Genomic DNA, 18,579 nt, shown 5'->3' with positions numbered 1-18,579 from the left:
GGCTGGCGAACGCGGCCCGGCGCGACTACCTTGAGGTGATGCGCCCGAACCCCGACACGCCTCCGCCGCCCCAATCGGGCATTGCCATCAAGACCGAAATCGTCGTCATCGGAGCCGGGCAGGCGGGCCTGTCGTCGGCCTATCACCTCAAGCGTCGCGGGCTCGATGTCGGGCGCGGCTTCATCGTCCTCGATCAGTCGCCCCAGGCCGGCGGCGCCTGGCAGTTCCGCTGGCCATCGCTGACCCTGAGCACCGTCAACCGCATCCACGATCTTCCCGGCATGTCCTTCGCCGAAACGGTGGGCGAGGGCGCCGACGAGGTCGAAGCCGCCATCGCCGTGCCCCGCTACTTCGCCGAATACGAGAAGGCCTTCGGCCTGGAAGTCGTCCGCCCCACCACGGTGCTGGCTGTCTGCGAGCGCGCCAGCCGCCTGCGCGTCGAAACCGATCGCGGCCACTTCTCGGCACGAGGCATCATCAATGCCACGGGCACCTGGGAAACGCCGTATATCCCCGACTATCCCGGCCGCGACCGCTTCAAGGGCCGCCAGCTACACACCCGCGACTACCGCACCGCCGCCGAATTCGTCGGCCAGCATGTCGTTATCGTCGGCGGCGGCATATCGGCTATCCAGCTTCTCAACGAAATCTCGACGGTCACCTCCACCACCTGGGTCACCCGACGCGAGCCGATCTTCCGCGAAGGCGGCTTCACCGAGGAGGACGGCCGTGCCGCCGTAAAACTCGTTGAAGACCGCGTCCGCAACGGCCTGCCACCCAATTCCGTGGTTTCCGTCACGGGCCTGCGCAACACACCCGCCATCGAAGCCATGCGCGCCCGCGGCGTCCTCAAGCGCCTGCCGATGTTTGCCGAAATCACCGAAGACGGCGTGCGCTGGGACGATGGCAGCGTCCAGCATGCCGACGTCATCCTCTGGTGCACCGGCTTCCGCTCCTCGCTCGATCACCTCGCGCCCCTGATGCTGCGTGAACCGAGCGGCGGCATCACCATGACTGGCCGGCTCGCCACCCAGGTCCTCAAGGACCCGCGCATCCATCTCGTTGGTTATGGCCCCTCGGCCTCCACCATCGGCGCCAACCGCGCGGGTAGCGCCGCCGCTTCCGAACTCATGGGCTTTCTCGGCCTGCCCACAGCGGCGTCGACCCGTGCCACGGCGGCAGTTTGAGACGTATTGCCAAATAGAGGGACAGCCACCCCATCGCGCCTTCGCTCAAGGCAGGTAGGCTCGTAGTGCCTTCAACTCGAAGGCTTAAGCCAGCCAACGGGGAGGGGCAGAAGATCACCAATTCATCTGTCACCCCAACATCGTCGCAGACGTCCCCGGCCGAAGTGCCGGACCTCACCAATATTTCCGCCGAGGCTTGCCCATGAGCAACGCCTCGTCAGCCTCCGCCGATCTCCCGCCGGATTCTCCGCTTGCCGGCATCGTCGCCGACGTCCTCGCGCGGCTCCACGAAGTCGCCGACCAGCCCGATGCGAAGATCACCTGCAACAGCCTGATCGAGCTCCTCGGCGGCAAATCGCACGCCTTGGCGATCCTCGTCTTTTCGCTGCTCAATCTGCTGCCTGGTCCGCCCGGCTATAGCGTGGTTATCGGCCTCGCCATCATGGCCTTCTCGGTGATGATGATGGCCGATCGCCCGATCCGGCTCTGGTCCTTCGTCGGCGACCGGCGCCTGCCGCTTGGCCTCATGCTCAAGCTGCTCGAATTCCTTGCGCGCTTCACGCGGGTCATCTCGCGTTTTTCCAAGGCCCGCTTCACCTGGATGGCCTCGCGCGGCTTCCTGCCCTTCGTGGCGGTGTTCGCGTTCCTGCTGGGCGGGGCAATGCTCTTCCCCATCCCCTTCACCAATACGCTGCCGTCACTGGGCCTCGCCATCATCTGCGTGGGCATCCTCAACAAGGATGGGGTCGCAATGATGCTCGGCACAGTCATCGCCCTCATCGGCGTGGTGCTGCTTTATGTCTGTCTGTGGCTTATCTTCGTGGTGGGGCTGGCAGTCGGCGAAGCCGTGGTCGACGAGGTCGACGACCTGCTCCACTGACGAAGATTAGTGATGATCGCCGTCGATCGGCGGTCGCTCCAGCCCCTGCGTCTGCAGCATGCCCCAGCCCATGGCGCCGAGCAGCAGCACGAAAATCGCAATCGTGCCGATCAGATACAGTGTCTCACCAGTAGTCATCGCGTCCCCTCCTCGCAATGCGAGTGTCGAGTTTGGCACAATGACACGAAAGACGAAAGGTTCCGGCCAGCAGGCTTGGAACGCGGTCGCACCAGCCGGTCTCCATCCCCTTGCGGGGAGGGGGGCACTTACCCCAACCTCGCCCCGCTGCCGGCATCAAACAAATGCGTCTCCCCAACTCGCGGCATCAGCCTCACGGCATCGCCCGGATTGGCCCGAACCCGCTCATGGAACAGGGCGATGATCTCCATCTCGCCGACCTTGGCCGTGATCTGCGTATCCGACCCCATCGGCTCCACCAGCGTCACCACCGCCGCCAGCCCGCCCGTTTCGACGATATCGAAATGCTCCGGCCGCACGCCGAAGATCGCCTGCTGTCCCTCACTGACCGCCGCGCCCGTCGGCACTGCCAGCTCGTTCCCCGCCTGATCGCGGAACGCGCCGCCCTCGATCCGCCCCGGAATGAAGTTCATCGCCGGCGAGCCGATAAAGCCCGCGACGAAGAGGTTCGCTGGCCGGTCGAACAGCTCCAGCGGCGCACCGGTCTGCTCGACCTTGCCGGCATTCATCACCACGATCTTGTCGGCCATGGTCATGGCCTCGACCTGATCGTGCGTCACATAGACCGTCGTGGTCTTGAGCCGCTGATGCAGCCCCTTGATCTCGCCGCGCATCACCACGCGCAGCTTGGCGTCGAGGTTGGAGAGCGGCTCATCGAACAGGAATACCTGCGGATTGCGCACGATGGCGCGGCCCATGGCCACGCGCTGCCGCTGCCCGCCCGAAAGCTGCCCCGGCCGGCGCTGCAGCAGGGCCTTGAGCCCCAGGATATCCGCCGCCCAGTTCACGCGCTCGGCGATCTCGGCCTTGCTGGCGCCGCGATGCTCCAGCGAAAACCCCATGTTCTTTTCGACCGTCATGTGCGGGTAAAGCGCATAGTTCTGGAACACCATGGCGATGTCCCGATCCTTGGGCTCAAGGTCGTTGACCACCCGGTCACCGATCTCGATCTCGCCCGATGTAATGGGCTCCAGCCCCGCGATCATGCGCAGGAGCGTAGACTTGCCGCAGCCGGACGGACCTACCAGCACCACGAACTCGCCCTCGGCGATGTCGAGGTCCACCCCATGGATGACATGGGCATTGCCGTAGCTCTTCTTGACGTTGCGAAGGGTAACGGGGGCCATGGGCTAACCTTTGAGACCGGTATGCGCGAGGCCTTCGATGAACTGGCGCTGCGCGAAGATGAAGACGATGAGGACGGGGATCGCTGTAAGCGTCGCGGCCGCCAACTGGATGTTCCACATCGGGCCCTGATAGACGTCGACATACTGCGTCAGCGCCTGCGGGAGCGTGAAGCGCTCGGGGCTCGTCAGGAACACGATGGGCTCGAGATAGAGGTTCCAGGAGTGGAGGAAGGTGAAGATCGCCACTGCTGCCAGCGCCGGACGGGCGAGGGGCAGGGCGATGGTCCAGAAGATCTTGAATCGCCCCAGTCCATCGACGCGCGCGGCTTCCTCCAGCTCGCCGGGCAGCGAGATGAAGAACTGGCGCATGACGAAGGTAGCGAAGACGCTGGGCGCGCCGAAGATCGGCACGAGGATCAGCGGCCAGTGCGTGTTCACCATCCCCCATTTGAGGAACATCTGGAACAGCGGCACGATGGTGACTTCCGACGGGATCAGCAGCCCCAGCAGCACCACCATGAAGATGAAATTGGCGCCGGGGAACTTGATCCGCGCGAAGGCGTAGCCGGCCATCGAGGACACCGCCATCGTGCCGATGGTGACGATGGCCGCGATATAGGCCGAGTTCCAGTATTGCTGCGCGAAGGGCTGCAGCTTGAACACCTGCGCATAGGTGGAAAAATCGTAGGAGCGCGGGATGAGGTCCGGCGGGAAGGCGAAGATCTGGTCGATGGGCTTGACCGACGAAGTCACCATCCACCAGGTCGGGAAGACGAAGGGGATGGCGAGCACGCAGAGCAGCCCGTAGATCGCGACCTTGGCGCGGGGGGAGAACTCAGTTTTCATAGAACACGATCCTCCGGCGCATCTGCCACTGGGCGAAGGTGAGAACGGCGACGATCACGAACAGCAGGATCGAGATGGTGGCGCCGTAGCCGAAGCGGTGGAACTGGAAGGCCTGCTGGTAGAGGTAATAGACGAGCACCGTCGTCGACATGCCGGGCCCGCCCTGCGTCAGCACCGCGATCTGGGCGAAGACCTGAAGCGAGCCGACGATGGTGATGATCGAGGTCAGCATGATCGTCGGGCTGATGAGCGGCAGCGTGATGCGGCGGAACTGCTTGAAGCGCGAGGCGCCATCGACGCGGGCGGCCTCGTAGAGCTCCTTGGGCACGCCCTGGAGGGCCGCAAGGAACAGCACCATGTTGAGGCCCACGTTCTTGAACACCTGCACCACGATGACCGAGATCATCGCGGTGGTGGGGTGGCGCAGCCAGTTGGGGCCTTCGATCCCGATCATGGCGAGCAACCCGTTGATGCCACCATTGGCTTGCAGCAGGAAGCTCCAGACGATGGTCCAGGCCACGAGCGAAACCACGACGGGCGAGAAGTAGAGCGTGCGGAAGACCACGATGCCCTTGAGCTTCTGGTTCACCAGCACGGCCAGCAGCAGCGCCAGGCTCATGTTAAGGATGACGAGGCCCACCGAGAAGATCGCGGTCGCGCCGAGCACTTCGGGGATCGCGGGGTCGGCGAGAAGCTTGCGGTAATTGGCATCGCCCTGGAACTTGAAGGTGCCCGCGAGCACGTTCCATTCGTGGAGCGAATACCAGAAGACGAGGCCCAGCGGGATCAGGACGAAGACGATGATCCCGATGAGCTGGGGCGCGATGAAAAGGTAACCGGCGAGGCCGTCGCGGCGCTCGATGGTCCAGAAGGGGCGCTTGCGCGCCCGATCCGGTGGCTGTTGCGTGGCGACGGCCATTGGTTCGGTCCTTACTGGGCGAGCAGCGGCTGGATACGGTCGCAGACCGACTTCAGCACTGCCGGAACGTCGGCGTCGGCCACCCAGAGGGCGTCGAGCGCGGCACGGGCCGTCTGCTGGATTTCGGCAAAGCCGGCATGGCCCGGCTTCACGACGCCGGTGGAGATGCCCTTGACCACGACAGCCTCGATCTGCTCGGGCGTGAGCAGCGGGTTGGCGGCGCCGAGCACTTCCGCGTTCAGCAGCGAGGCGCGTGCCGGCGGGAAGAACTGGGCGAGCTTGGCGCTGTTCTCGGGGTTGGTGAAGAAGGCGAGGAAATCGGCGGCGGCCTGCGGGTTCTTGCTGTTGGCGAAGACGCCGATGCCGGCCTGGCCGATCACCGCATATTCACCGGCCGGGCCGGCGGGGAGGGGCACCAGATCCCACGAGAACGGGTTCTCCTTGGGCAGCAGCGAGGCGCGGCTGATCTGGGTGATGGTCATGGCGGCGTCGCCAGCGAAGAAGTCGGCGCTGACGCCCGGGCCGGGAATGGCCTTCTGCTTGAAGATGGCGTCGTGGATGAAGGTCATCGCATCGACCATCGGCTGCTCGGTCATCGTGCAGGTCTTGCCGTCCGCGCTCCAGGGCGAAGCGCCCCAGCCGTTCCAGATGGAGGCCAGGTTGTCCCAGACCTTGTAGTCGAAGTCGCGGACGATGAGGCCCTGCTTGCCCGAGGCGGCGACCGCGGCGTTGACGGCCATGGCGTTCTGCCAGTTCCACTCGCCGGCGGCGATCATCTCGGCCGGCGTCTTCTGGCCGGCGGCCTTGATGACGTCGTTGTTGACGAACATGCCGAAGGGCGAGGTCGAGAACGGATAGGCATAGATCTCGCCATCCGCGCTCCAGAGGGCTAGCGAGCTCTGCGTCACGTCGGCGAGGTTGTAGCCTTCGGTGCCTTCGAACGTGGCCTTGAGCGGAGAGAGCGCGCCCGAGTTCACGAAGTCACCGGCCGTCGTTTCGAGGATCCAGGCGAGATCGGGAGCGTTGCCGCCGGCGATCTGGGTGGTGAGCGTGGTGGTGTAGCCATCGAAGGGCAGGGAGTCGAAGGTCACCGTCACGTTCGGATGGTTGGCCTTGTAGGCGTCCGCAATCTCGTTGAAGAGCTTGAGATGCGCCTCGTTGGCGGTCCACAGCGTCATGCGCAGGTTGACGGCGTCCTGCGACAGCGCCGTGCCCGCCATGAGCGGCAGCATGATGCCCGCCGCGAAGGCGGCTGCCTTCAGTTGGGTAATTCTGGTCATTTTGACGTTCCTCCTTTTTGGTTCTTAATAGCCCCGGACATCCGGCCAGCGGGTCTCGATGCCCTCGCCATAGAGCCGGGTCTGGAAGTCGCCGAGCAGCGCGTCGTCTGCCTGCACGGCATGCGGCGTCAGCCGGTTTTCAAGGCAGTGCGCAGCCAGCAGGCCCGCAACTTCGCCGATATTCCACTCCACCGGATGCAGTCGGTAGCAGCCGTTGGTGATGTGGGTGGTGCCGATATTCTTGCCCGCCGGCAGCAGGTTCTTCACGCGCTGCGGCAGCAGCGCGCCGAGCGGGATCTCGAACGGGCACGAGCCCACATCGATATAATTGTCCCCACCCGTCGAAGGATGCAGGTCGATGCGGTACATGCCCACGCCGATGGAGTCGCGATAGTTGACCGCGCCCCTCTCCCCGCGCACGGCGAGCGAAAGGTCCTGCTCCACCACGGTCGTCACCGCACGGATGCGGCGGCTCTCGCGGATATAGGGCGCCATGGCGAGGCCATGCTCGGTGCCCGTCATGTCGCCGCGCAGGCGCAGCCCCTGGAAGCCGAACCCGCCATCGGTGCGCGGCGCCTCGGTCTGCAGCCAGTAGAAGACGGAATAGGACAGGTCCGCGGCTGCCTTGAGCCGCTTGGCGTACTCGTCCTCCGAAATATCGACGATCGGTGCCTCGAAATAGTCGATCATCGGCCAGTTCACGAGGCAGATATCGGACTCGTAGGCGCCCGGCATGAAGTTGCGCCGCGCCGCGATGCGCCGGAACGTCCACAGGTTCCCGTCGCCCGGATTGCGGCGCTGATCGGCATCGACCAGCAGCGGATCGTCATCCGGGTTCGGCGTGAACGAGCGGGTCACGATCTCGAGCGTGCGCGGATGCGGTGAGTTCCAGCCGAGCAGCGGCCCGCCCCAGAAATGCGGCTGATAGGCTCGCCAGAAATCGTAATTGTCCGGCTTGTCGATCACGTGGTTGCCATCGACGTGGTCGACGGCAAAGCAGATCGAAACCGCCTGCTGGTTGTCCGGCTGCGCCTCGCTCGGGGCGCTGGGCTCGCCTGTCTCGGCCTGAGATTCGAACCCCTTCACATATTCCGTGCCCGTCATCGGCAGCAGGTCGCCGAGCTCGGTCGCGTCGATGATATAGGGCGCGCTCGCCACCACCTTGTCGCCCGTATCGCGATGCTTGAGCGTCACCGACCGCACGACGTCGCCATCGACGTCCGCGCCGACGGGCTTATAGGGCTGCAGCACCGTCAGCCGTCCGCCGCCGCGATAGGGCAGGAGCATCGCCTCCATCACCGCCAGCGCCACGCGCGGCTCATGGCAGAGGCGCGATACGTGCCCGGCGCCGGGGTTGAGGTCCACCCAGCCGCGCGAACGCTCGGTCAGCGGGTAATGGTCGCGATAATACTGACGGATACCGTTGCGCAGCGCGCGATAGGAGCGGGTGACGCCGAACTGCTCGACCCACGAATGCTCGTCGGGCGGCACGGCCTGGCTGGTGAGCTGGCCGCCGATCCAGTCGAATTCTTCCGTCATGATGACCGAGCGGCCGTTGCGCAGGGCCGCCAATGCTGCCGCCACGCCGCCAAGGCCGCCGCCGACCACCAGGATATCTGCCGAGTATTCTTTCACTTAACGCTTCCGGTTTGAGGAGGGCCAAGGGTTGTTCCCTCGGCTGTTTCGCAGGGCAGCAGCACCTGTCCGCCCTTGCTGTTGGTCTCGATCCGTTCGACGAGCATCGCCGTGGCGCGCCGCGCCATCTCCTCGCGGGGGATCGAAAAGGTGGTGAATTGCGTGCCGGTATGGGCCGGCCGCACATGGCTGCCGAGCACCACGATAGAAAGATCGCCCGGCACCGAAAGATGCTGCGAGCGCGCCGCCGCCTCGACGACGATCGCGTCTGCCAGTTCGGTGAAGAACACCACCGTCGCCCCGCTGGCGCGAATGGCCGCCAGCACCTCTGCCGCCGGCCCGCCGACGGTACCGATGTGAAGCACCAGTTCCGCCCCATCGAGCCTGGAATTGAATCCGTCCCAGCGGTCGATCGAGGATTCCGGCCCCTTAGACGGCCCGACATAGGCGAACTTGCTGTGCCCCCTGGCCTTGGCCAGCTCCAGCAGCTCTGCCGTCGCCTTGGCATAGTCCGCGCCCACATAGGGCACCGGTCCCCCGGCATCGGCACGGCGGCCGACCGCGACATAGGGGAAGTCGCCCTTGACCAGTTGCTTGAGTTCCGCGCGGTCGAAATCGCGTCCGAGAATGACGCAGCCATCGGCCAGCCGCAGGCGGTTGTTCTCGTCGAAAATCTTGCGTCGCCCGCCTGTACGCGCCACGCCGGTCAGCAGCAGCAGGTCGTAGCGGTGCTCCTGCGCGCTTTCCTCGATGCCCAGCAGGAAGGGCAGGAAGAAGTCCGCCTGAGCGCTCGGGAAGGCCGGTTCGTAGGTGAAGACGCCGAGGATGCGGTTGAGCCCCTTGGCCATGCGCCGCGCGATCGGATCGGCCACATAGCCGGTGTCGCGGATGGCCTTGAGCACGCGCTCGCGCGTCTCGTCGGGGATGCGCCCCTCGGCCGCCTTGGCGTCGTTGAGGACGAGCGAAACCGTAGCCTGGCTCACGCCAGCGAGCTGCGCGATATCGCGCTGCGTCAACCGTCCTGCCTTGACCAAGAAAGCCCTCCCTTGACTGCTAATGCGTATTAGCAGCTAATGCGTATTAGCAACATTGCGCGGCGGGAGTCAACGGGGTGCCGATCACACGTTTTGGGGATTTTTGCCTGGGGCAGGGCATCCGCACCCTGGCCGTCTTCGGGGATTCGATCACGGTAGGTGAGGGCGCCACCAGCCCCGATCGCTCCTGGGCACGCCTTGTGGCGAAACGGCTCGGCGTCGAACTCGCCAACGCCGCCATCTCCGGCACCGTGCTCCAGGGCTCCCTCATGGCCGATGGCCAGCCGCGCCCCGGCAACGGCATCTCCCGTTACCGCGGCGCGTTGCTCGGCGACGCCCGGGCCGACGCCCTTGTCGTCCTCTACGGCTACAACGACGCCCGCTACACCGCAGCCCCCGAAACCTTCAATCTCGCCGCCTTCGTCCGCGATTACCGCGCGATCCTCGCCGACGTCGTCCCCGCCTACGGCAACGCTCTCTGTCTCGGCAGCCCGCCCTTCATCCCCACCATCGGCTTTGCCAGGGGCGGCCCCGGCTTCACCAACCAATCCCGCCCCGGCTTCGCCGCCTTCGCCACCGCCGTCCGCGCCCTCGCCACCGAATTCCACACCTTCTACGCCCCGGTCTACGAAACCATGGCCACCCACCCCGACGGCTCCCTGGCGTCCCCCGACATCACCCACCCCAACGACCTGGGGCACGCAGTGATCGCAGAAGCAGTGCTGGCTGCGGAACGGCTCTAGCCGACCCGCCCTGAAGTTGACCGATCTGCACGCCCGCCTCGCCCCTCGATCCCACGCGCCCTTCAACCTCCCAACCTCCCAACCTCCCAACCCCGCCTTGACACTCCAAACCCGCCCCACCACCGCACTTCCCCGGCCGAAGAGCCGGGGCCCACGGATCGCTCCACACGGGTGGAGCGGTGCAATGGGCCCCGGGTCTCCGCCCGGGTACCGTGTCGGTTGCGAGCGCAGTGGGCACCCCCGCTATAGATTTGTTCCCTATTTGTGCTAATCTCCACTACACACCCAAGGAACTCCCCCATGGCCCAACGGGCTGGAAACGCCGACCTCCCGCTCCACAGCGGCTACGTGCCGCGCTGGCTCAGCCAGCGCATGGCCCGGCTCGGCGCGGTCGTCACCCAGGCCATCATCCACGAATACGGTCGCGACGAATTCCTGCGTCGGCTCTCGCATCCTTTCTGGTTCCAGTCCTTCGGCGCCGTGATGGGCATGGATTGGCATTCCTCCGGCATCACCACCAGCGTCATCGGCGCCTTGAAGCGTGGCCTCGGGCCACTCGAAAAGGAGCTCGGTCTCCATGTCTGCGGCGGCCGCGGCAAGCACTCGCGCGAAACCCCCGCGCAACTGATCGCCATCGGCCAGCGCATCGGCTTCGATGGCGAAGCCCTCGCCGAAGCCAGCCGCCTCGTCGCCAAGGTCGATAGCGCCGCCGTGCAGGATGGCTTCGATCTCTACCTCCACGGCTTCATCGTGGCCGATGACGGCAAATGGGTCGTCGTGCAGCAGGGCATGAAGGGCGATGCCCGCCAGGCTCGCCGCTACCACTGGCTCTCCGAAGGCCTCACCAGCTTCCTCGACGATCCCCACGCCGCCATCGACGGCAAGGGGCAGGGCAATATCGTCAACCTCGCCGATCATCGTGCCGAGGCCTCGCGCCGTGCCCAGCTTCGCATGCTCGGCGAACTCGGCCCCGACAGCATCGTGGCCGAGATCGGTCGCCTCGAAGGCAAGCCGGTCGAGCCCGTCGAAACCGACCAGCCCCTGTTGCCCCATCTCATCATGCCTGCGCACCACGACGTGCGCCCCAAGGACGTGATGCTGCGCCGCCTTCACGGCGCGCTCGCCGCTGCTGCCGATCGTGGTCCCGAGGATTTTTCCCAGCTCCTGCTCGTGCCGGGCGTCGGCGCCCGCACAGTCAAGTCGCTGGCCATGGTCGCCGAAGTCATCCACGGCGCCCCGCACCGCTTCGCCGATCCCGCCCGCTTCTCGATGGCCCATGGCGGCAAGGACGGCCACCCGTTTCCGGTGCCGCTAAAAGTCTATGACGAGACCATCCGCGTGCTGAAATCGGCCGTCACCAAAGCCCGGCTCGGCAGCGAGGAAGAACTGGGCGCCATCCGCCGCCTCGACGAACAGGCCCGCCGCCTCGAAGCCAAGGCAACCGGTCCCTCGCTCGACGCGTTCATTGCCGAGGAACGTCGTCTCTCGCCAGCCTATGGCGGCCGCACCGTCTGGGACGATGTGGCCGAGCCCAGGCGCAAGGCGGAGCAGGGCTAAGGAGCCAGTCATGGCCAGCGAAATCTCCATCAAGCGCGTCTACGAACCCGCATCCCCCTCCGACGGCACCCGCATCCTCGTCGACCGCCTCTGGCCCCGCGGCCTCAGCAAGGAAAACGCCCACTACGACCTCTGGCTCAAGGATGTCGCCCCCAGCACCGAACTGCGCGAATGGTTCGGCCACCAGCCCGACCGCTGGCCCGAATTCCAGAAGCGCTATTCCGCCGAACTCTCCCGCAACCCCGCCATGGCTGAACTCAGAGACCTGGCCACAAAAGGCCACGTCACGCTGCTCTATGGCGCGCACGACGAAGAGCACAACCAAGCCGTGGTCCTGGCGGACGTCCTTAAATCGCGGCATTAGGCGGCTAGGGCGGGGCGCCCTGGTTGCAGACCAGCACGTCCGGGCCAACCCAACTCCCCTCAACGTGTCGGGCCCCACCGTTCCTTCTCCCCTTGTGGGAGAAGGTGCCCGAAGGGCGGGTGAGGGCGGCGCCCCAACCCCGATGTCGCGGTCACGCGCTCATGGAAATCTCTTAGGCTCGCGAGCCACTTCCGGCGCTCGCCGGTGCCCACCCTGATCCAGCCCCTACCGCGGCGCCGGCCCCGTAGTCCCCCGCACCACCACATGCGTCTCCAGCATATACCGCACATCCCGGATCGCGCTGCTGTCCAGCACGTCCATCAGCAGCGAAAACGCCGCCTTTCCCGCCTCGACCGAGCGGTTGGAAACCGTCGTCAGCGGCGGGTAGGTCGCTGCGCCCAGCACGTCGTCGCACCCGACCACGCTGAATTCCTCCGGTACCCGCACGCCGGCTTCGCTCATTCCCGCCAGGATGCCCTGCGCCATGAGGTCGTCGAACGCCACCACTGCCGTCGCCCCCGATGCCCGGATCGCCGGCACGGCATTGCGCCCCGCCTGGAACGAGGGCACCGCGGCCGCGATCGTCTGCACCTCGAGCCCGAGCGCTGTAGCCGACTTCCGCACCGCCATCCGGCGCTGGGCGTTCGACCATGAGCTCGATGGTCCCGCCACATAGACCAGCGATCTGTGCCCAAGCTCGGCCAGGTGCGCCACCGCTTCGCTCACGCCTGAACCGCTGTCGATGAGAATGCGCGAAATCCCCGCCACGTCGCGGTTGATCAGCACCAGCGGCCGCAGCGCGGCATGCGCGTGGATGCGCTCGTCCGAAAGGCGCGAGGAGGCCAGGATCAGCCCCTCGACCTGTCCCGAAAAACGCCCCACCAGCTTGTCTTCCTGCTTGGCCTTCTCGTCCGAATTCCCAAGGAACACGCAGAAATCGAAGCGGTCCGCTTCCATCTGCGCCGAGCGGATCAGCGGGGGAAAGAACGGATTGGCGACGTCGGGCACGATCAGCGCCACGTTGCCGTGCCGGCCGGTGGAAAGTGCACGCGCCGTGTGGTTGGGCACATAGCCCAGTTCCTCGGCCACCGCGAGGATGCGCTCCACCGTCTGCTGGCTGAGCATGTCCGGCCGCGTAAAGGCGCGCGAAACGCTGGAGCGTGCAACGCCCGCGGCCTTCGCCACCTGGCTGATGGTCACTCCATCCCGACGTCCCGTCATCCTCGCCCCACGCGATTCGTTGATTTTGCCCAGAAATCGGCGGCAACAAAGCATGCCGGGACAAGTCCCGCAACAGCTTGACATGCAACCGGTTGCATTAAATAGTCGCCGGACTTCTTGGCGCCAATGCGGCCGTGGCCGTTGCGGCGCCCTTATCGCATACTGGAGTTGGTTTTGAGCTCGACTGTCGCCACCCGTACCCAGCAGCCGGCCAGCCGCCATGTCGAGCGGCTCGAAGTTCTCACCTTTCCGACCCGTGCCGCCATGGGCGCCGCCGGCGCCCGCGATGTCGCCGAGGCCCTGCGCGAGCGCCTTGCCGCCAAGGCCGAGGTGCGCATGGTCTTCGCCGCCGCGCCCAGCCAGTCCGAAATGCTGGCCGCGCTTTGCGAAGCTCCCGGCATCGATTGGTCGCGCGTCGTCGCCTTCCACATGGATGAATATATCGGCCTGCCTGCCGGCGCTCCCGAGCGCTTTGCCAGTTGGCTCGATGCCAATGTCTTCGGTCGCCTGCCGTTCAAGGCCGTGCACCGCATCGTGCCCGAACCCGATCCCGAGGCCGAGGTCCGGCGCTATGCCGCGCTGCTCGATGAGGCTCCGCTCGATTTCATCTGCCTGGGCATCGGCGTCAACGGCCACATCGCCTTCAACGATCCCCCGGTCGCCGATTTCCGCGATCCGCTCGACGTGAAGGTCGTTGAACTCGACGACGTTTGCCGCCAGCAGCAGGTGGATGACGATTGCTTCGATCGCTTCGAGGACGTTCCCGAGCGCGCCGTCACCCTCACCATTCCGCGGCTCCTGCGCGCCGATCGCCTGTTCTGCGTCGTGCCCGGCAGCGTCAAGCGCGCGGCGGTTGCCGCGGCGCTCCATGGCCCGATTTCCACCGACTGCCCGGCCAGCATCCTGCGCCAGCAGTCCAACTGCACGCTTTACCTGGATGCGGAGTCCGATCCCGATGCCTGAGACCAAGACCATCGATGCCGACGCGCTCTGCGCGGCCTATTTCGGCGAAACCCAGTCGATCATGCAGCGCATCCTGGGCGAGGAGCGTGACGCACTCGACGCCGCCGCCGCGCGCGTGGCCGACCAGATCGCTGCCGACCGCCTGGTCTATATCTATGGCCCTGGCGGCCACTCGAACCTTGCCAGCCAGGAAGTCTTCTTCCGCGCCGGCGGCCTCATGCATGTGAGCGCCATTCTCGACGAAGGCACGCTGCTCTCCAACGGCGCCCTGCGCTCCATGGCCATCGAGCGCACCCCCGGCTACGGCAAGGTCGTCATCACCGACCAGCGGCTGGGCGAGGGCGACCTGCTCATCCTCGTCAACGCCTATGGCATCAACGCCGCGCTCATCGATGCGGCGCTCGAAGCCAAGCGCCGCGGCGTCTTCGTCATCGGCGTCAGCTCGCGCCAGCACGCGGCCAATACCGCGCCCGATCATCCGGCGCGCCATCCCACCAAGCATAACCTGCTCGATATCGTCGATCTCGCCATCGATACCAAGGTGCCGATCGGCGATGCCGTGGTCCGCGTTCCCGGCATGAGCCAGGATATCGCCGCCATCTCGACCTTCGCCAATGCCTTCGCGCTCAATTGCCTGGTCATCCGCACGGTCGCCAAGCTCGTCGAGCGCGGCATCGAGCCGCCGGTCTGGCGCAGTGGCAATGCCCCGGGCGGCGACGAAGCCAATGCCCGCTTCATTGCCCGCTTCCACGATCGGGTGCGCGCACTGTGACGGCACGCCAGACCATTACCGGCAAGGACCCGGCCACCGGCATCACCCTTGCCGTCGGCATCGAGGATGGGCGGATCGCCGATATCACCCGCCCGTCCGAACCGGCCGAGGCCTATATCGCCTCGGGCCTGGTGGACCTGCAGGTCAATGGTTTTGGCGGCATCGATCTCAATACCGGCACGGTGACGGCGCAAACCGTCATCGCGCTCTGTGAACGAATGGCGCTGGAAGGCGTCACCACCTTCCTTCCCACAATCATCACCGCCGCCGAGCCGAGCATCCTCGCCGCTCTCGCCGCCATTGCCGAAGCGCGCCGCATCGATCCGCTGGCTGCGCACATGATCGTCGGCATTCACGTCGAAGGCCCCTCGATTTCCCCGGTCGATGGCCCCCGCGGCGCTCATCCGCTCGAGCATGTCCGCGCGCCCGCGCTCGCCGAATTCGAGCGCTGGCAGGCCGCCTGCAACGGCCTCGTCAGCATGGTGACGCTCTCGCCCGAATACCCCGAGGCCATCGCCTACATCGCCGAGCTCACCCGCCGCGGCGTTCACATCGCCATCGGTCACACCGCCGCCACCCCCGAGCAGATCCACGCTGCCGCCCAGGCGGGCGCCGTGCTCTCCACCCATCTCGGCAACGGCGCCGCCGCCAGCCTGCCGCGCCACCCCAATTTCATCTGGGCGCAACTGGCCGACGATCGTCTCTCCGCCACCTTCATTGCCGATGGCCATCACCTCCCGGCCGATACCTTCAAGGTCATGCTGCGCGCCAAGTCTCTGGCCCGCTCCGTGCTCGTCTCCGACACCGTCGCGCTCGCCGGCCTCCCGCCCGGCATCTACGAGCAGCAGGTAGGCGGTCGCGTCGAGGTCACCGCAGAGGGCAGGGTGGGCATTGCCGGCACGCCCTATCTCGCCGGCGCCGGCCTCCCGCTCAACGCCAACGTCGCCATCGCCATCGATCTGGCCGGCCTCTCGCTCGCCGAAGCCCTGCGCCTCGCCACCGTCAATCCCGGCCGCTTCGCCAGGGATCGTGGTCTGATGCAGGTGGGTCAGCCCGCCGATCTCATTGCTTTCGATTGGCAACCCGGTGCTCGCCGCCTCGCTCTGCGCGAGGTCTGGGTCGCAGGGCAGAGGAAATCCGCATGATCCGCGCCGGCGCCTCCATCGTCGATATCACTCCGCCTGCGGGCCTGCTGCTCTCGGGCTTCGCCGCTCGCAGCGAGCCTGCCACCGGCGCCCATGACGCGCTGACCGTGCGCGCCGTCGCCGTCAACGACACCGCGCTCGCCGTCGCCGATGTCATCGGCCTCCATGGCGAGATGAGCGCCCGCATTCGCGCGGCCTGCAACCTTCCGCAGGACAACGTTCTCATCGCCGCCCTCCATAATCACGGCGGGCCCGTCTCTATGGCCGGCCGCCTCAGCCTCGCCTCCGATTCTGCTTATCTGGCGCGGCTCGAAGCCGCCTGCATCGAGGCCATAAACCAGGCCGTCGCCAATCAGCGTCCTGCCACGCTCGCCGCCGGCCTCGGCACCGATCCCGACGTCGCTCGCAACCGCCGCCATGCCGGCGGCACCGTCGACCGCGCCGTCCCCGTCATCCGCATCCGCGCCGAAGACGGTACGATGATCGCGGTCGTCACCTCCTACGCCTGCCATCCCGTGGTGCTCGGCGCCGACAATCGCCTCTGGACCGCCGACTACCCGCACTTCGTGCGCCGCGACATCGAGGCGGCCTATCCGGGCGCCGTGGCCCTGTTCCTCACCGGCTGCACGGGCGACGCCAATACCGGCCACTCCGCTCACGCCTCGGTCAGCCTTGCCGCCAATCCGGATCGCACTTACGAGGCCGCCGAAAGAATCGGTGGCCGCATTGCGCAGGCCGCCCTTGCGGCGCCCGAAGCGCCGCTTGGCACTCGCATCGCCGTCGGCAATGCCGAAGTCGTCCTCCGCCAGGAACGGCGCGAGACCGCGCCTCCCAAAACCCTTGCGGCAGAGTGGCGCAGCGAAATGGCCGGTGCCGCTCCGGCACGGGCGGCCCTTCTCGGCCACTGGATCGATTGGGCCGAAAACATCGCTCCGCAGACCCTCGCGCCTATGGTCGAGCGCGTCACCGTGCTCGATTGGGGCGGGCTGCCCATCGTCGGCCTGCCGGGTGAAATCTTCGCCGAAACCGCGCTGCATATCCGCGCGCAGCTTCCGGCTGAAAGCCCCGCGATCATTGCCGATTTCGCCGAGGACAATCCCGGCTACATCTCGCCCGCCAGCGAATTTCCGTTCGGTGGCTACGAGGTCGATGAGGCGCATCGTTATTACGGCCAGCCCGCTGGTTTTGCAGCAGGTTCGGCCGAGGCGCTGGCGGATGCCGCCATTGCGCAACTGGCTTCCCAGGGCCTTACGAAGTGAAAACCTGGGGACACGAAACCCGCGGAACGCTTGACGCGCAACCGGTTGCATGCAAGCTTTTGCGGGCTATCACAGCACCGCGTCAATAAAGGGGAATGGGATGACTACTGCGGTCAAAACACAGAAGAATGCACTCACGAGGGGATTGGCCAAGGCGGCGCTGCTGAGCGGCGTGCTTGGTGCGGGTTTCTTCGCCGGCCTGTCGGCGGCTTCCGCTGCCACGCTCACCGTCTGGTCGGGCTATCCGGAAATGGCGCCGTTCTACGAGCACGTCGCCGAAGGCCTCAAGGCCGCTCATCCGGACCTGACCGTCAAGGTCGAGGCCATCGCCCTGCGCGAGCATGAAAAGCGCATCGCCCTGGGCCTCACCTCGGGTTCCGCCGGCCCGCTCATCATCGAGCTGCCCGGTTCCACCGCCAGCCGCTACATCGAGAACGAGCTGCTGCCGGCTGCGCCCGATGACGTCTCGGCTTTCGTCAAGGACCCGGCCAATTTCGGCCAGTTCTTCATCGATGCCGTCAGCAAGGATGGCGTGGTCTACGGCGTGCCGCTGTTCCGCGGCCAGGGTTCGCTCTTCTACAACACCGACATGTTCGCGGCGGCCGGTCTCACCGAGCCCCCCAAGACCATGGAAGAATACAGCCAGTACGCCGAGAAGCTGACCCAGCGCGACGCTAACGGCAACCCGACCGTGTCGGGCTGGTCAATGCGTCTTTCGGGTGGCGGCCAGGGTATTGCCGAAAAGTTCTGGATCAACCTGTTCCAGTACGGCGGCAACGTCCTCGTCCAGTCGGCTGACGGCAAGTGGAAGGCCGATTACGCCAACGAAGCCGGCCGCAAGGCGCTCAAGCAGTACCTGGAAAACGTCCACACGCTCAAGACCGTCACGCCGGAAATGCCGGCCGACGCGGAAGCCTTCGAGCGTGGCCAGACCGCCATGTTCATCCGTGAATCCTGGGTGATCGGCGATATCGCCTCCAAGGCTCCGGACCTCAAGTACGCCACCGCCCCGCTGCCGCGCGGCTCCATCGCCCTGCCGACGAACCTCTATGTCTCGGCCGAAGGCGATGACGCCAAGCTGGCCTGGGAATACACGCAGGCTGCCAACTCGCCTGAAAACCTCGTCTGGCTCCTCCAGAACGTGGGCTGGCTCCCGAACCGCTCGGGCGTCGACTACTCGGTCGTCACCGACAAGGTTCCGGCTTTCGGCGCCTTCGTGAACTACCCGGAAGGCTATGAGTTCTTTACGCTCCCGGCCATCGGCCCGATCGAGGAAGTGCTGACGCGCCTCGCCGCCCAGCTCACCAACGCCTTCGGCAACGCTGCCCTGGCGGGGGATGATGCGGCGATCGACGCCTTCCTCAAGACCGCCGCCGACGAAACCAACCAGATCCTCGCCCGCGAAGATCTGCTGGCGCAGTAAGCGCAAACGTCGGACGATATTTCTTC

General features: G+C 66.1%; 18 protein-coding genes. 10 read left to right on the top strand and 8 right to left on the bottom strand.

Annotated elements, in window-relative coordinates; genetic code table 11:
- Positions 1-38: 38 nt before the first annotated feature.
- The gene (locus tag JNE37_RS00700) at positions 39-1,187 is read left to right on the top strand and encodes an NAD(P)-binding domain-containing protein (RefSeq protein ID WP_203064996.1); all 1,149 of its coding nucleotides are present in this window, start codon (positions 39-41) and stop codon (positions 1,185-1,187) included.
- 202 nt (positions 1,188-1,389) lie between these two features.
- Positions 1,390-2,067 (top strand): exopolysaccharide biosynthesis protein, encoded by a 678-nt coding sequence (locus JNE37_RS00695; protein WP_035027541.1) that lies wholly within the window; start codon positions 1,390-1,392, stop codon positions 2,065-2,067.
- 6 nt (positions 2,068-2,073) lie between these two features.
- Here the strand turns inward: JNE37_RS00695 and JNE37_RS22755 are convergent, their stop codons facing one another.
- The 7 genes from JNE37_RS22755 to JNE37_RS00665 all read right to left on the bottom strand — a co-directional run bounded on the left by JNE37_RS22755 (position 2,074) and on the right by JNE37_RS00665 (position 9,106).
- Positions 2,074-2,205, bottom strand: a complete 132-nt coding sequence (locus JNE37_RS22755; RefSeq protein ID WP_281394942.1) for a hypothetical protein — start codon at positions 2,203-2,205, stop codon at positions 2,074-2,076.
- A gap of 128 nt (positions 2,206-2,333) precedes the next feature.
- Complete coding sequence (locus JNE37_RS00690; RefSeq protein ID WP_203064995.1) at positions 2,334-3,392, bottom strand: ABC transporter ATP-binding protein; 1,059 nt, start codon at positions 3,390-3,392, stop codon at positions 2,334-2,336.
- 3 nt (positions 3,393-3,395) lie between these two features.
- Positions 3,396-4,238 carry a carbohydrate ABC transporter permease gene (locus tag JNE37_RS00685; RefSeq protein ID WP_035089559.1) on the bottom strand — a complete coding sequence of 281 codons (843 nt, stop codon included), beginning with the start codon at positions 4,236-4,238 and terminating at the stop codon, positions 3,396-3,398.
- Positions 4,228-5,157, bottom strand: a complete 930-nt coding sequence (locus JNE37_RS00680) for a carbohydrate ABC transporter permease (RefSeq protein WP_203064994.1) — start codon at positions 5,155-5,157, stop codon at positions 4,228-4,230. The genes JNE37_RS00685 and JNE37_RS00680 overlap by 11 nt, the downstream gene beginning before the upstream one ends.
- A gap of 11 nt (positions 5,158-5,168) precedes the next feature.
- Positions 5,169-6,437 (bottom strand): ABC transporter substrate-binding protein, encoded by a 1,269-nt coding sequence (locus JNE37_RS00675; protein WP_182397708.1) that lies wholly within the window; start codon positions 6,435-6,437, stop codon positions 5,169-5,171.
- 24 nt (positions 6,438-6,461) lie between these two features.
- On the bottom strand, positions 6,462-8,072 hold the full coding sequence (locus tag JNE37_RS00670) for an FAD-dependent oxidoreductase (protein ID WP_203064993.1): 1,611 nt from the start codon (positions 8,070-8,072) through the stop codon (positions 6,462-6,464).
- Positions 8,069-9,106, bottom strand: coding sequence for a LacI family DNA-binding transcriptional regulator (locus JNE37_RS00665; RefSeq protein WP_203064992.1), 1,038 nt, complete (start codon positions 9,104-9,106; stop codon positions 8,069-8,071). Before JNE37_RS00665 ends, JNE37_RS00670 begins: the two co-directional genes overlap by 4 nt.
- Positions 9,107-9,183: 77 nt before the next feature.
- On the opposite strand from JNE37_RS00665, the gene JNE37_RS00660 reads away from it, so the two are divergent.
- From JNE37_RS00660 to JNE37_RS00650, 3 genes are all read left to right on the top strand, one after another.
- On the top strand, positions 9,184-9,849 hold the full coding sequence (locus JNE37_RS00660; protein WP_246513446.1) for an SGNH/GDSL hydrolase family protein: 666 nt from the start codon (positions 9,184-9,186) through the stop codon (positions 9,847-9,849).
- A gap of 300 nt (positions 9,850-10,149) precedes the next feature.
- Positions 10,150-11,406: a DUF763 domain-containing protein gene (locus tag JNE37_RS00655; RefSeq protein WP_203064991.1), complete on the top strand. Its 1,257-nt coding sequence runs from the start codon at positions 10,150-10,152 to the stop codon at positions 11,404-11,406.
- A 10-nt stretch (positions 11,407-11,416) separates the two neighbouring features.
- Positions 11,417-11,770 carry a DUF488 domain-containing protein gene (locus JNE37_RS00650; protein WP_182397703.1) on the top strand — a complete coding sequence of 118 codons (354 nt, stop codon included), beginning with the start codon at positions 11,417-11,419 and terminating at the stop codon, positions 11,768-11,770.
- 225 nt (positions 11,771-11,995) lie between these two features.
- On the opposite strand, the gene JNE37_RS00645 is transcribed toward JNE37_RS00650, so the two are convergent.
- Positions 11,996-12,991 (bottom strand): LacI family DNA-binding transcriptional regulator, encoded by a 996-nt coding sequence (locus JNE37_RS00645; RefSeq protein WP_035027515.1) that lies wholly within the window; start codon positions 12,989-12,991, stop codon positions 11,996-11,998.
- Positions 12,992-13,165: 174 nt separating this feature from the next.
- Here JNE37_RS00645 and JNE37_RS00640 point away from each other — a divergent pair, with 174 nt between their 5' ends.
- From JNE37_RS00640 to JNE37_RS00620, 5 genes are all read left to right on the top strand, one after another.
- A complete protein-coding gene (locus JNE37_RS00640) occupies positions 13,166-13,954 on the top strand; it encodes a glucosamine-6-phosphate deaminase (protein ID WP_343073225.1) in 789 nt (262 codons plus the stop codon).
- Positions 13,947-14,726, top strand: coding sequence for a sugar isomerase domain-containing protein (locus JNE37_RS00635; RefSeq protein ID WP_203064990.1), 780 nt, complete (start codon positions 13,947-13,949; stop codon positions 14,724-14,726). Before JNE37_RS00640 ends, JNE37_RS00635 begins: the two co-directional genes overlap by 8 nt.
- Positions 14,723-15,871 (top strand): N-acetylglucosamine-6-phosphate deacetylase, encoded by a 1,149-nt coding sequence (locus JNE37_RS00630; RefSeq protein WP_203064989.1) that lies wholly within the window; start codon positions 14,723-14,725, stop codon positions 15,869-15,871. Before JNE37_RS00635 ends, JNE37_RS00630 begins: the two co-directional genes overlap by 4 nt.
- Positions 15,868-17,130, top strand: coding sequence for an alkaline ceramidase (locus JNE37_RS00625; RefSeq protein ID WP_203064988.1), 1,263 nt, complete (start codon positions 15,868-15,870; stop codon positions 17,128-17,130). Before JNE37_RS00630 ends, JNE37_RS00625 begins: the two co-directional genes overlap by 4 nt.
- Before the next feature lie 100 nt (positions 17,131-17,230).
- Positions 17,231-18,553 carry an ABC transporter substrate-binding protein gene (locus JNE37_RS00620; protein WP_035092001.1) on the top strand — a complete coding sequence of 441 codons (1,323 nt, stop codon included), beginning with the start codon at positions 17,231-17,233 and terminating at the stop codon, positions 18,551-18,553.
- The last annotated feature ends 26 nt before the right edge of the window (positions 18,554-18,579 follow it).

This window comes from Paradevosia shaoguanensis, from assembly GCF_016801025.1.
Lineage (GTDB): Bacteria > Pseudomonadota > Alphaproteobacteria > Rhizobiales > Devosiaceae > Paradevosia > Paradevosia shaoguanensis.
The sequence above is the reverse complement of the archived record's forward strand: the minus strand, read 5'-3'. Positions and strand labels throughout refer to the sequence as shown.

Coding starts and splice junctions, on each gene's coding strand:
- JNE37_RS00690 (WP_203064995.1), bottom strand. CDS start 3,392: ATGGCCCCCGTTACCCTTCGCAACGTCAAGAAGAGCTACGGCAATGCC.
- JNE37_RS00675 (WP_182397708.1), bottom strand. CDS start 6,437: ATGACCAGAATTACCCAACTGAAGGCAGCCGCCTTCGCGGCGGGCATC.
- JNE37_RS00695 (WP_035027541.1), top strand. CDS start 1,390: ATGAGCAACGCCTCGTCAGCCTCCGCCGATCTCCCGCCGGATTCTCCG.
- JNE37_RS00700 (WP_203064996.1), top strand. CDS start 39: ATGCGCCCGAACCCCGACACGCCTCCGCCGCCCCAATCGGGCATTGCC.
- JNE37_RS00645 (WP_035027515.1), bottom strand. CDS start 12,991: ATGACGGGACGTCGGGATGGAGTGACCATCAGCCAGGTGGCGAAGGCC.
- JNE37_RS00655 (WP_203064991.1), top strand. CDS start 10,150: ATGGCCCAACGGGCTGGAAACGCCGACCTCCCGCTCCACAGCGGCTAC.
- JNE37_RS00625 (WP_203064988.1), top strand. CDS start 15,868: ATGATCCGCGCCGGCGCCTCCATCGTCGATATCACTCCGCCTGCGGGC.
- JNE37_RS00635 (WP_203064990.1), top strand. CDS start 13,947: ATGCCTGAGACCAAGACCATCGATGCCGACGCGCTCTGCGCGGCCTAT.
- JNE37_RS00620 (WP_035092001.1), top strand. CDS start 17,231: ATGACTACTGCGGTCAAAACACAGAAGAATGCACTCACGAGGGGATTG.
- JNE37_RS00685 (WP_035089559.1), bottom strand. CDS start 4,238: ATGAAAACTGAGTTCTCCCCCCGCGCCAAGGTCGCGATCTACGGGCTG.
- JNE37_RS00650 (WP_182397703.1), top strand. CDS start 11,417: ATGGCCAGCGAAATCTCCATCAAGCGCGTCTACGAACCCGCATCCCCC.
- JNE37_RS22755 (WP_281394942.1), bottom strand. CDS start 2,205: ATGACTACTGGTGAGACACTGTATCTGATCGGCACGATTGCGATTTTC.
- JNE37_RS00680 (WP_203064994.1), bottom strand. CDS start 5,157: ATGGCCGTCGCCACGCAACAGCCACCGGATCGGGCGCGCAAGCGCCCC.